Below are 12,841 nucleotides of genomic sequence, written 5' to 3'. Positions count from 1 at the left end.
AATACTGTCAATAGAAGTGAAATTAAGTGAATCGAACTAATTATGTTTGCTTTTTTTGATCAAAAAAAGCGATATTTAGTTAAATGGACTTAAGTATATCGTTCTACTAATTTAATGAATTTTTGGTTATTTTGTCAAATCCACTTGAAATTCGACATAAAAAAAACCTCTCCATCATCGGAGAGGTTTCTTTTTATTTCCACCAGTCATCAAACATGGAAGCGGGTACTTGGCGTTTATGCTCTGATTGAACATAACGCTTTTCAATCGCTTCTGCTGCTTGATCTGAGACTGGTTTTCCTTCTAAGTAATCATCAATTTCATTGTACGTAATGCCGAGCTCTGTTTCATCCGTTTGCTGAGGTTTATCATCCAGCAGATCGGCTGTTGGTTTCTTTAAATACAGGCGTTCCGGTGCTTCTAGCGCTTCTAAAAGCGCCCGGCCTTGGCGTTTTGTCAGACCTGTGAGCGGAAGAACATCTGCACCGCCATCACCATACTTCGTGAAGAAGCCGGTTACTGCTTCAGCTGCATGATCTGTACCGATGACAAGCAATCCTTCCTCACCACCGACAGCATATTGCGCGATCATTCTCATGCGTGCTTTGACATTCCCTTTATTAAAGTCAGACAATGGTCCACCCGTTTCCTTTTGATATTGATCACTGAATGCTGACACGGCAGGTGCAATATCATATTTCCACGACTTGTCTGGCTGAATAAATGATAGGGCGAGCTGTGCATCATCTTCATCCTGCTGCACACCATGCGGAAGGCGTACCGCAATAAAGACCGCATCCTCTTTTCCTTCTTGACGAAGCTCACTGACAGCAAGCTGTGCAAGACGTCCAGCAAGCGTTGAATCCTGCCCGCCGCTAATACCGAGAACAAATCCTTTTGCCCCGGTTTTTTTCAAGTACTCTTTTAGAAATCCAACCCGTTTTTCGATCTCCTGCTTTGGGTCAATTGAGGGCTGCACATGCAACTCTTGGCTGATCTTTTTCTGCAAACTCATACACTTTTCCTCCTAAGCATCCTCTACATGAAGAGAACAGGTTTTACTCCCAATTCATTGATTTAATAACGTTTTTTGAATCTTCATTATACCATGTTTTCATCAAGAACATTTTGTTAGACGTTCCCCTATTTCTTAGATAATCAAACATTCACAAGTGAAAAAGACCATGTCTTTTTTGACTGGTCCTTTTCTTTTTTAATCGATTTCTACCCGTATGGATGTACAGCTTGATCCATTACACTTCCCAATATCAGCAGGACATGCAGACACGGCCACAATGAGGTCCATTTCAGCCCGCAGGCGAATGTAGTCACCGGGCAGCGATTTTGGCAGCTCGACAGACAGCTTTCCTTTTTCATCAATGACTGTATTCATAAAGGCGTTAAAAGGATAGTACATATCCTCCTTTGGAATTCCAAAGGGCTCAAAGGCAGTCCGCAAATTGTCGTAGCATGTATGCATGACCTCTAAGTGCGTCCGGCCGTATAAAAGCTGATACATCTCTTGCCGGCAGGCGGGCATGTATAAATCATGGCATTCTACTGTATCTTCAATGATCGTAAACATCGGTTTATATAAATTAGAATAAAGCTTATCGCCTTTTTTCACTTTAGACGAGAACAAACTGTCCATCGTCGCACCTTGGTCAAATTTTTCATAAAAATCTTTTTCATGATAGGCCATCACATCTGCTACTTGCTGGCCTTCGACATCAACCACTCGCATACATTGGCCTTTTCCTAAACGAAAGCCGAGTCTACCCTTTGGTAAAATGACATGTTCTCCGTTCATCACATGCACTCCTTTCCATGACAGTATGCCCAAAATGTCCCCTTGATCATGTATAAAAAAAAGACGCGGTCACAAGCTAATGTCATTGAAATAGAAAGGTGTTGCACTTGCATTGAAAGAAGAACAATCTTTATCTTGGTGGCAGCTTTCTCTCATCGGAGTCGGCTGTACAATTGGCACTGGGTTCTTTCTTGGTTCCAGCATCGCCATTACAAAATCCGGTTATTCCGTCTGCATCTCTTTTTTGCTTGCTGCAGTCGGAACGTATCTCGTCTTTAAACATTTAGCTGCGATGACAGCTGATAATCCTGATAAAGGGTCATTTTGTTCCTATGCTCGTAAAGCATACGGACGCTGGGCAGGGTTTAGCAATGGCTGGGTGTATTGGTTTGCAGAAATGCTGATTACAGGAAGTCAGTTAACCGCCATTTCTCTGTTTACCCGCCACTGGTTTCCTTCTGTTCCGCTTTGGGTGTTTTCTGCGATTTATTCCGCTCTTGCCCTGCTCGTGATTATCATTGGGCTTTCTTCTTTTCAAAAGACAGAAAATGTTCTTGCGGTACTGAAAACAGCGGCGATTTTTCTATTTATGATTCTTGCGGTGCTTGTATTATTCGGCATTTTGACAGAACATAAACCGACCCTTCATCTGCCTAACAAGGATCACGAATGGATGCCTCTTGGTCCGCTTGGTCTTTGGAATGGATTGATTTACGCATTTTATGCATTTGGGGGAATTGAAGTCATGGGGCTGATGGCGGTTCATTTAAAGGACCCGAAGGATGCGGCAAAAGCTGGACGTGTCATGCTGATCATTCTAGCAGTCATCTATATCGTCTCAATCGGACTTGCTCTCTTGCTTGTCCCAGTGACAGCCTTTAATGAGAACAGCAGTCCATTTATTACTTCATTAGAGCCGTTTCATTTATCGATCTTTCTTCATATCTTTAATGGCATTTTCATTATTGCTGGTTTTTCGACATTGGTTGCCTCTCTCTATGCGGTCACAACGCTGCTCGGCACAATGTCAGAGCATCAGGATGCACCTGCTTGTTTTAAACAAAAAGATCCATCGCATGTGAGATGGTCTTCGATTATCTTAACTGCTGCTGGCTTAATTGTCTCGATTTTGCTTGCACTCTTTTTGTCCAAACACATCTACGAGCATCTCACAACAGCAGCCGGTCTTACCCTGCTGTACACATGGATTTTTATTCTGTTCTCAAGTAAAAAGCTATCCAAGCCATCCACCCGCCAAACGTGCGAAATGATTCTTGCGCTGCTCTTAATTGGAGCCGCTGTATCAGGCACATTAACGGAGGCAAGCGGACGACCTGGCTTTTTTATCAGCCTTGGGATCATTGCAGTGATTGCCATCATGGTGCTATTTATGAGGAAAAAGTGGAAGCAGGATCAGACCGCATCATAATTTCATCATGTTTTTTAATGCAGTAAATGGACATTTGGCGGAGGCTGGTTTCTCCGCCTCTTCATCTGGGAGAAAGTATTGCTTCCATTCATGATTGGTCGGATCCCCGTACCATTTTAATGATGGATGAACACTGACCTCATCATATGCTTTGAGCCGCTTGCGAACGAGCTGGCTCATTTTTTGTCCAAACTTGGTCGATCCATTCATTTTCTCAAACACCCACCTAGGCTGAAATGCCATCAAGAGATAAGGGAAGTGGCGGCTTTTTCTGAGCTTATGAGCAGGTGTGGAACACAAAATAAAATACGCCTCACCATGGAAGCAATACTCCCACTCATGATGATGAGTATCTAACGGGATCTCCTCAGGCCACGGTTCTTCATCTTTATGATGCAGCCGCTTAAGCAGCGACCAAAACTGCTGCTCAAACTCTTCAAGCGAACTTTCCTTTAAGTCCTGCGGTGTTTCAAAAAAACAGATAAATGAAGCATATTGACCGGTTTCTTTCGCACAGCCTTGATATTCTCTCAGCAGCTGGGCTAATTCATCAACCGCTTCATCTTTCCTAGGGTCACCGACAAACCCATAGCGTAAATGATCGAGAAAAAATCCCTGTCTTCCGGGTACACATGGGAATGTATCGGCTTCATCTCCTACCATCTTGCCAAATTGTGTGAAAGCATCCTGCTTCCATTCTTCTAGTGATCGTAGATTTTGATCAAGGCAACTTTTTGCATACAGCTGGGCCATTTCTTTACACCTCGTTTTAGCGTCTTCTCCATAGCCTATGAGGTGCAAATGGCTGTGGTGACTGTCCTGAAACGACTTTCCTAGCGCATGACAAAATGGGGTTTCCATTCAAATTGAGCAGGTATTTGTTTCTTTTATTCTATTATGTATGATCAGACTAGTGTAAGTTAATAGAGAGCCTTTCGCCATACCTACGATCGATTATTCATCAAAAAAACGGAATCCAGCACCCAATAAATAAGGGCTGCGCAGAAGCTAAACAGATAGACTTTATAGCTCATGAACACAACAAGCCCATAATCAATCCATAAAGCCAAAGCCGAACAAACCAGCCATGCCGCAATAAAATAAATCAGTAAGTCACGGCTTCGAAACCTCTTAGGATGCCGGTGTAAAACAAACTGAATCGGTGCAGCAAAAGTGACATAAGCGGACAAAATGAACAGACTGGTCATCTCCACATAACTAAAGCCCACTTCAGGCGGCATGAATAAAAACGTATAAACGAATGTTGCTGTGATGACTGATAAAATCAACATACACACATAGTTGAATACTTGCAAAAATATACGCATAGCAGAAGCTCCTTCAAACCATTTAATATTCCACCATTATTCAAGAATGTGTTATGTCTGTCAATCCTTACAAAAAAACAGACTGAATGTGTCAGTCTGCTTCAGATTATTGACAAAGGGCTAAAATGATCTTTATTTTAGCCCTTTGTCTTCTATTCAGCGTGATAGAAAACCTTTGCAGTCTAGGAAGGGCGAGCATCGGAGCAGAGCGAATTTGACATTCGTGAGCACCGGAGCGCAGACCTGACAAAGAATGCGAGGGTTTGTCTACACGCTGAAACAGACTGAATGTGTCAGTCTGTTTTTCTACCCAATCAACGCCATGATCCCCTGATACCCAAAATAGGCGCCGAAACCAAGTAAAGATAGACCTGCAAGAACGGATAAGCCATGTAAAACACGTTCACTTAAATAACGCCTAAACGAACTAGCAAGCAGCGCCATACTGAAATCCCAGATCAGCATGCCGATAAAAATAGCCATACTGTACATGAGCATTTGGGAAGCTCCATACTTTTCGATCGTATTGGCTAAGATGCTGCCATAGATGCCAAGCCAAAACAAAATACTGAGCGGATTAGAAAGAGAAATGAAAAATCCGGTCATAAACGATTTGCCAATTGATGTGTTTTCGCTGTCTTTTTTCGGACTCTCCTGCAAATTGATTTTACGCAGACTTTCAATGCCGGTATAGGTCAAAACGAAAAAGCCGAACAGCCACAAAAAGGTTTTTACAAGAGGTGCAGTCAAAAGCTGGGCGACACCAAAATAGATGAGAAGCATATAGACAATATCCGCAGCCATAGCCCCTACACCAAAAATCCACGCATGCCAAAATCCACTTTTAATCCCTCTGTCGATTTGGGCTGCATTGACTGGCCCAACAGGCGCTGAAAGTGACAACCCTAAAAAGATATAACCAAAAAACACCGCCACATAGACGTCCTCCTTTTGATGCTGACTTGTACATGTTATTCAAACTTTCTGCGTTTTAGTACAAGTCCTTTGTCATCATTTCAGGCGGATGCTTAGCGGTCTGCTTTCAGTGCCGACTGCTGCGCGTGTATTGTTTCTTTTTTCTTAGAACGATTCATTTGAATCGTAGCTGCAAACAGAAGAACAGCTAAGAAGGCAAATACAAAGACGGCACTTGCCGCTCCTGCCCATTCCAGACTAAATCCAATCAAAAAGGACAAGCAGGCTCCGCCTAAGCTTGCGGCTGCAATAAAATAACTCGTCGCCTCATCGATGGCATTTTCAATCATTAAGGCAGATGCTGTCAGTGCGATTGGGAACATGCCCGCTGCGCAAAGGCCGATGAAAAAGATGAGAATCAACTGCGCGGTGATGTGGGTTGTCAGAGCGAATATCACAAGCAGCAGAATCATCAGAGATGCGCTTAGCTTTAAAAAACGCAGCGGATGCAGCTGATCGGCTTTTCTCGCAATTACGGTTCTGCCAATGACGATCGCTGTCCAGAAAGTAGAGACCGCAAAGAGGCCCCAATTTTCTCCCCCTTTTTCCAGCATGATCGACGGCAAAAAATTCGCAAAGTTCGTTTCAATCCCTGCGTAGAAAAAGGCAAAGCAAATCATGATCACCACAATCATTCGATTATTTCGATCAACAAGCAAGGACGGTTTCCTCGTCCCTTCTGTGGAAGGAGCATCCATCTGTCCGTGAGGCAGTTTGTTCATAAAAACAAGCCAAAGCATAAGGAAAAATGTCAGCGCACCCACCTGAAATAAAAACACATACTGCCATGTCTGTTCTGTGACAGTCAGCAGAATCACTAGCGGGAATAACAGCGCACCTAATCCAAAAAAGACCTCCATGATACTGATTCGCTTTGCACTATTTGCCATCGAAATGACATATGCCCCAGCTGTTGTCTCAAGACTGCCTGCGCCGCTCCCAAGAAAAAAACCTGCCAGCACAAGCGTTGTCCAGCCCGGCACCAATAGCCCCAGCAGAAGTGAGCCGATCATCAGCAAAAGACCCATGGTCAGCACAGTGCCATAGCCTTTTTTTCTCACTAGAATGGGTGATAACAGAACGCCTGTCAAAAAACCAATAAACTGAAAAAAAATTAAAGATGATAATTCCCCGGGGCCTTTATCGTAACTCGACAGCAAATAAGGCGTTAAGCTGCCAAAAAACACATGAATGGTCCCAATAAAAAAATAAAAGACACAGCCAAAATAAAATACCTTTTTCATCTTTTCACTTCCTCTAAAAAGGAGCGGAGTCATCACATCCTCCGCTCCACCTCTTTAATATGCCTGGGCAGAGACGACTGCCTCTTCCCTCTCAAAGCATGTATTGAGCGCAGCCTGCGCGCGATAACCATCTTCAAAATCAGCGACCTTCATATGAGATGGGTATGGATCAGTATTCACCCAATGCATCAGCTGATCGCGGAATGTATCGGACCATCCGTAAAATTCATTTGGCGGATCTGTCAGCAAAGTTTGCGGCATTTGATGACGCTCCACACACAATCCATCACTGATTTCATATTCGTTTTTCATGTTCGTATGGTATTTGAATACCTTGTCATGTCCAACGACTTCTACACTAAATCCACATTCCTCAGGCTGCGTGCTTTTGGATGTCACCAAATGAAAGAACACTTGATTCTCCATCTGCCCGAAAATTTCGGTATGATCATCCACCTGAACCTTTTTCTCTTCTTTTTCCTTTACATGTGTCAGCATCTTGGTGTTAAGTGATTCTTTCTTCATTTCACTGCCAAATAAGTACCACAGCATATCAATCAAATGAATGCCAAGATCCCCTAGTGCACCGCTCGTACGCAGACTTTCGCCGCTGTCTCTCCATGAAAATGTCTTTCTTCTGAGGGCACTGTTTTTCTTAAAATGAGTTCTAACAGTTAAAATGCGTCCTAATTCACCGTTAGCAATCAAGTTTTTCAATATATTCACAAAGGATAAATAACGATAGTTAAAGCCCATACTGGCTTGAACTTGGAACTGTTTGGCTGTCTCCACCATTTCCTTCGCTTCCTTCAGCGACACAGCCATCGGTTTTTCACATAAAATCGGCTGTCCTGCTCTTAGCGACTGAAGGGCATGGTCCTTGTGACAAAAATTAGGAGATGCAATAATCAATCCATCAGATGCATCTGCCAGTGTCTCGATACTTGAATACACACGTCCGCCGTACTGTTTAATGAATCCCTGTGCGACCGACTCATGCAAATCATAGACACCGGATAATTCTGCACCTTTGATCGTTGATAATGCTCTTGCATGTGCTTTTGCAATATTCCCTGCTCCAACAATTCCAATTTTCTTCATGAATGTGCCTCCTCATGTTTATACATCACTGTTTTCAGTGTTTCATAGATTCCTTTTGCATACCCATGATGACAAATTTGGTGATGGTGCCGTTTGGCTTCGGCTGTCGCATTTTGGACAAGGAAACCGTGTGTGACGGATTGAAGCATCCGCAAATCGTTCCCACTATCACCAAAGGCAAAGCCTTGATCTTTCGATAAATCATATTGGTTCAGCATAAAACGTACAATTTCATCCTTCCCTGTTCCGACTGGTAAAAAATCAACATCATAGCAATCCGCAGGATCTCCTGCAAGCGGGTTGCATTTGTTGATGTTGACCGCCACGCCTCGCTCTTTAGCCAGTGTTTGGATAAATGATAGATGATGAAGATCCGTCCGCTCATCCTGCTCCTGATAATAGAAATTCTTCTTATACCCTGAGCTGCCCAGCTGCGTTTGCGGCCTAAGGGAAATTCCCTTTTCTCGGATAGTTTTTAGGATGTCTTCGATTTTTTCATCTGAAAAGCCCTGCGCATCCAGCCGCTTCATCCACTCTGCATCTGGCTGTCCAAAATGAGCATCCGATGTATATACAATCTCAGTCCCTAAGTTCGACGCAATGAAATGCGGGAATTGATGAAAACCGCCCTTTTCCATTTTGCTCGTGACAGAATCGAGACTGCTTCCCGTCACCCAGCCCAGCAAGAGCTGTCCTGTTTCACTCTTTTCTGCTACAAAGGCTTCCAGCCGCTTGATATCCTCTCTCTGCTCCTCTGTCATTCCGTGAGAATAATACGTTTCATCAAAATCACAGAAGACGATCCACTGCGGATTCTTCGGCTGATTCAGCAGTTTTTTATTGAATGGAAGACTTGATAACATGTTGAACCCCCTCGATGACCTTCTCCTGATCTTGCAGCGGCATTCCTGGATAAAGCGGCAAGTGAAGTAATTGCTGTGCTGCTTTTTCCGTGTGTGGAAGTGTCGTTTGTCTATATTTTTGAGAAACAAGATTTGTTTGATGCTGATGCGATAGAACCGGGTAATAGACATCTGTCTCTATGCCCATTTCCAGCAATTTCGCTGCCAGTTCATCGCGGTCTCCCTTCAGCACTCTGATCGGGAATAGATGCCAGACATGATCATCCGTCAGCTTCGGAAGCTTCATGTATCCTTCATCCTCAAGCGGTTGCAGCTGGTCAATGTACCGCTTGGCTAAATAAAAACGTTTAAAGTTTTGCAATCCTAAATACTTCATTCGTTCAAGTCCGATCGCTGCCTGCAAATTATCAATTTTCGAATTAAAGCCGTAGTCACTGCGTTTGACATTTTTCTTTCCAGCTTCAAAGCCGTGATAGCTGATCTCCATGCATTTTTCCGCTAGGGCCTCATCATTTGTAGCGATGGCTCCTGCCTTTCCGCAGACCCCAAGGTTTTTGTATGGATTAAAGCTGAGAACAAGTCCATCTCCATAAGCGCCAAGGCCGCTGCTGCCAATCGCTTGACATCCGTCTTCAATGATTTTCAGCCCATGCTGTTTCGCAATCGCCGAAATCTCCTTCATATCCGCTTGCTTTCCATATAAATGAACCGGTAGAATGCATACCGTTTTATCTGTGATATGCTTCTCTATTTCACTCGGTGAGAGGCAGTAGGTTTCAGGATCAATATCGGCATATACCGGAACAGCCCCAATGGCAAGCACTGCATTTTCTGTTGCAGCAAAGCTATTGGCCGGCAAAATCACCTCGTCTCCTGGATGGACGCCTGCTGATATGAGACTGATCATCAATGCATCTGTTCCACTTGACGTGGCAATGACATATTTTTTCCCTAAGTACTCAGCAATCGCCTTTTCAAATGTCGGAATATATGGCCCTGAAGTAAAACGGCCAGAGCTCAATACTTCCTTCAGCACCTGCATAATATCATCGATTTCATCTTCTGAAATCAGTTTGTCAACTGGCAGAAACGGTATCTTTTTTTCCTTATTTTGTTTATAATGGAAGAGAATTTTTTCCAAACCTGTGCGCTCTATATCTTGCTCAAGGAACGTCACCAGCTTTTCATTTGCTAGATGCTTTTCAACTGAATCGGCCTTTACTTGAACACCTTGATTGATCATATCCAGCAAAGGAAGATAATCCTTGCTTTTACCTGATATCTTCGTCAATATTTGCATTCCATTCCCTCCAATTAATCAATTCCTTTTGTTAATATTTAACTTGTTTCACATTGTAAATGATGTTATCGATTTCAGAACAATAACTTTGTGTAAAGGATTTGTTAATATGTGTACAATTTATGAAATTGCCAAACGCTGCGGGGTTTCAACCACCACCGTTTCCAGAGTGCTAAACCATCACCCATATGTGTCAGAAGAAAAGCGGCAGCTCATTTTACAGGTGATGAAAGAAATGGAATATACACCGAGTTCAGCAGCCCGCACACTAAGGTCACATCAGACAAAAACCATTGCTGTGTCTGTTCCAGCTGTGGATCATCCTTTTTTTGCACAATTGATTAAAGGCATTTCAAAAGAAGCCCTTGATCAAGGATATAAAGCCATCGTGCTTCAGACGTTTTATCAAGAAGCATTGGAGCTTGAAGGGCTTCAATTATTAAAAAGAAAAGAAGTAGATGGGGTCATATTGGGGGCATTAGAAAATCAGTGGGAAAAGATCGAGCCATTTTTAACAAACGGCCCCATTGTCATGGCAAATGAATATCATCAAACAGCAAACATCCCGATTATTGGATACGATGAACGGGAAGCCGCCTATAAAGCGGTGGACTATTTGATTCGGTCGGGGCGAAAATCGATTGGGTTTTGTTTTGATACAGAAAGCAGTGAAGCGCAGAAGCAAAGGAAACAGGGCTATCTTGATGCACTCTCTGCTCACGGTTTGCCGCTGCAAGACGATTGGCTGTTTGGAGAGGCTTTTACCATTGAAGACGGCTTTCGCTTAATGGAGGTCATCCATCACATGAAGGAAGCACCTGATGCCATTTTCACCGGCAATGATCAAGTCGCAGCTGGGCTCATTAAACAGGCCATTTCATATGGCTATCAAATCCCCAAGGATCTAGCGGTCATCGGCTATGACAACCAAGACATATGTGAGGTGACAGCTCCAACGATCACCACGATTGACATACCGATCGTAGAGCTTGGCCAGCGGTCTGTACAGCAAATGATCGCACTCCTGCAAGACCAAAAACCATTGCAGCGTGAACATATCCAGCTGCCTACCCGGCTCGTGACAAGAGAATCTACATAAAGAAAAAGACTGAGATCTCTCTCAGTCTTTTTTAGTCTATCAACCTATACAAATTGAGCAAGAATGAATGTCCATATACATACAATACCGAGAAGAATGAAACTGTACTTCACGGTTTTTTTGAAGAGCTCAGATTCTTTCCCTGTTTCTCCAACAGCTGCTGTAGCGATAGCGATAGATTGTGGAGAAATTAATTTCGCCATCACACCACCGGTCGTATTCGCCCCAATTAACAAACCTGCTTGTGAGCCGATTTGAGAAGCAGTGACCGCTTGAAGGTTACCGAATAAGGCGTTGTTACTCACGACAGATCCCGTAATAAACACGCCGATCCAGCCAAGCACCGGACTGACAAGCGGGAACAAATCGCCTGTTTTGGCAAGAGCAAGTCCAATGGCTGAACTTAGTCCAGCAAAGTTTGCCAGGTTGGCAAAGCCCATGACAAAACAAATAGTAAGAACAGGAACCCAAAGCTCTTTCACCGCTGCTTTTAAGCAGACAGCGCCTTCTGTTAATGTAATATGTCTGCTAAACAGCCCTGTCAGCATGACCGCAATCAGAATGGCAGTACCCGTTGCACTGATGACATCAATTTTAAAGATCGCATCAATTGGTGTTTCCATTTGGGCAATTGGTGGTAATTTCACAATTTGCTGATGTAAAAAGGGCATTTTCACTAAAATGGTCGTCCAGTTAAGCGGTCCTCCTACAGCAAACAATGCTTTAAATGCCGGCAGACTCCATACCGTAATAACAGCAGTTAAAATATAGAACGGAGACCATGCTTTCAGTATTTCAACGCCGCGATACGTTTGTTTCTGTTCAATATCTGGCGCTCCTTCTTCACGATAAATGTGTTTTGGCTGCCATTTCCGAAGAAATAAAGCTAAAACTCCCATACTTGCCAAGGCAGAAATAATATTGGCAAGCTCAGGTCCCATCGTCACCATTGTGACAGCTTGCAAAATGGCATAGGTCCCACTCACAACAAGCAAGGCTGGCAGCGTTTCTTTGATTCCTTTGAATCCATCTACAATCAGAATGAGGAGGAACGGAATACAGAATGAAATAAACGGGATCGTATATACAAGGGTTTGAGATAACGCAAGCGGCGTCATATTGCCCATTTGCGCCCCTGTAATCACTGGGATGCCCACAGCTCCAAATGCACCAGATGCAGCATTGGCAATTAAGCAGAGCATCGCAGCTTTCAGCGGTTTAAACCCAAGCTCTGTTAAGAGAGCAGCACTGATCGCAATCGGTACACCAAAACCAGCAGCTCCCTCTAAAAATGCGTTAAAGCTAAAACCAATTAATAAGAGCTGAAGACGTTGATCTTGAGAGATTCCTGCAATACTAGAACGAATGACATCGAACTTACCAGATTTCACGGCAATTTTATAGAGCCATACCGCCATGATGACGATATATCCAATCGGCCACAGCCCATTAGATATACCGAGCAGCACAGCAGATAATGCTTTTTCAACTGGCATATGAAAGAAGAAAACAGCTGTTACAAAACTGACGATTAAGGTAAAACAAGCGGCTAAAACACCTTTTAGCTTAAAAACGGTTAATGCAAGAAGGAAAAACAAGATTGGGAGCATTGCCACCAATGCACTGACGAATTCATTACCAAACGGATCATATATTTGCTGCCACATAGTGATTCATCCTTTTCTGCTCAGA

At 43.4% G+C, this 12,841-nt stretch carries 12 protein-coding genes; 2 read left to right on the top strand and 10 right to left on the bottom strand.

Features of this window, described 5'->3' with window-relative positions; translation table 11 throughout:
- Nucleotides 1-193: 193 nt before the first annotated feature.
- Nucleotides 194-1,015, bottom strand: a complete 822-nt coding sequence (nadE, locus tag NSQ25_RS01760; protein WP_024424335.1) for an ammonia-dependent NAD(+) synthetase — start codon at nucleotides 1,013-1,015, stop codon at nucleotides 194-196.
- A 198-nt stretch (nucleotides 1,016-1,213) separates the two neighbouring features.
- A complete protein-coding gene (locus NSQ25_RS01755; protein ID WP_034283248.1) occupies nucleotides 1,214-1,810 on the bottom strand; it encodes an urea carboxylase-associated family protein in 597 nt (198 codons plus the stop codon).
- A gap of 112 nt (nucleotides 1,811-1,922) precedes the next feature.
- Here NSQ25_RS01755 and NSQ25_RS01750 point away from each other — a divergent pair, with 112 nt between their 5' ends.
- Nucleotides 1,923-3,239, top strand: a complete 1,317-nt coding sequence (locus NSQ25_RS01750; protein WP_034283246.1) for an amino acid permease — start codon at nucleotides 1,923-1,925, stop codon at nucleotides 3,237-3,239.
- Here NSQ25_RS01750 and NSQ25_RS01745 read toward each other — a convergent pair.
- From NSQ25_RS01745 to NSQ25_RS01715, 7 genes are all read right to left on the bottom strand, one after another.
- Nucleotides 3,234-3,992, bottom strand: coding sequence for a YqcI/YcgG family protein (locus tag NSQ25_RS01745; protein ID WP_070326657.1), 759 nt, complete (start codon nucleotides 3,990-3,992; stop codon nucleotides 3,234-3,236). The two genes, NSQ25_RS01750 and NSQ25_RS01745, sit on opposite strands and share 6 nt — an antisense overlap.
- Nucleotides 3,993-4,183: 191 nt before the next feature.
- Nucleotides 4,184-4,567 carry a UPF0715 family protein gene (locus tag NSQ25_RS01740; protein ID WP_070326656.1) on the bottom strand — a complete coding sequence of 128 codons (384 nt, stop codon included), beginning with the start codon at nucleotides 4,565-4,567 and terminating at the stop codon, nucleotides 4,184-4,186.
- A 306-nt stretch (nucleotides 4,568-4,873) separates the two neighbouring features.
- Nucleotides 4,874-5,503, bottom strand: coding sequence for a LysE family translocator (locus tag NSQ25_RS01735; protein WP_024424337.1), 630 nt, complete (start codon nucleotides 5,501-5,503; stop codon nucleotides 4,874-4,876).
- A 92-nt stretch (nucleotides 5,504-5,595) separates the two neighbouring features.
- Nucleotides 5,596-6,786: an MFS transporter gene (locus NSQ25_RS01730; protein WP_326136081.1), complete on the bottom strand. Its 1,191-nt coding sequence runs from the start codon at nucleotides 6,784-6,786 to the stop codon at nucleotides 5,596-5,598.
- 54 nt (nucleotides 6,787-6,840) lie between these two features.
- Nucleotides 6,841-7,887, bottom strand: a complete 1,047-nt coding sequence (locus NSQ25_RS01725; protein WP_024424339.1) for a Gfo/Idh/MocA family oxidoreductase — start codon at nucleotides 7,885-7,887, stop codon at nucleotides 6,841-6,843.
- Entirely contained in the window at nucleotides 7,884-8,750 is an 867-nt protein-coding gene (locus NSQ25_RS01720) for an HAD-IIB family hydrolase (protein ID WP_211043915.1), read from the bottom strand. Before NSQ25_RS01720 ends, NSQ25_RS01725 begins: the two co-directional genes overlap by 4 nt.
- A complete protein-coding gene (locus tag NSQ25_RS01715; RefSeq protein ID WP_046313757.1) occupies nucleotides 8,725-10,050 on the bottom strand; it encodes a DegT/DnrJ/EryC1/StrS family aminotransferase in 1,326 nt (441 codons plus the stop codon). The genes NSQ25_RS01720 and NSQ25_RS01715 overlap by 26 nt, the downstream gene beginning before the upstream one ends.
- Before the next feature lie 109 nt (nucleotides 10,051-10,159).
- Here NSQ25_RS01715 and NSQ25_RS01710 point away from each other — a divergent pair, with 109 nt between their 5' ends.
- On the top strand, nucleotides 10,160-11,149 hold the full coding sequence (locus NSQ25_RS01710) for a LacI family DNA-binding transcriptional regulator (protein WP_034283236.1): 990 nt from the start codon (nucleotides 10,160-10,162) through the stop codon (nucleotides 11,147-11,149).
- Between the two features lie 44 nt (nucleotides 11,150-11,193).
- Here the strand turns inward: NSQ25_RS01710 and NSQ25_RS01705 are convergent, their stop codons facing one another.
- Complete coding sequence (locus NSQ25_RS01705) at nucleotides 11,194-12,816, bottom strand: L-lactate permease (protein WP_098677404.1); 1,623 nt, start codon at nucleotides 12,814-12,816, stop codon at nucleotides 11,194-11,196.
- Nucleotides 12,817-12,841 lie beyond the last annotated feature (25 nt).

It is taken from the genome of Bacillus sp. FSL R5-0512, from assembly GCF_038593295.1.
In the GTDB taxonomy this organism is placed as follows: domain Bacteria; phylum Bacillota; class Bacilli; order Bacillales; family Bacillaceae; genus Bacillus; species Bacillus safensis.
The sequence above is the reverse complement of the archived record's forward strand: the minus strand, read 5'-3'. Positions and strand labels throughout refer to the sequence as shown.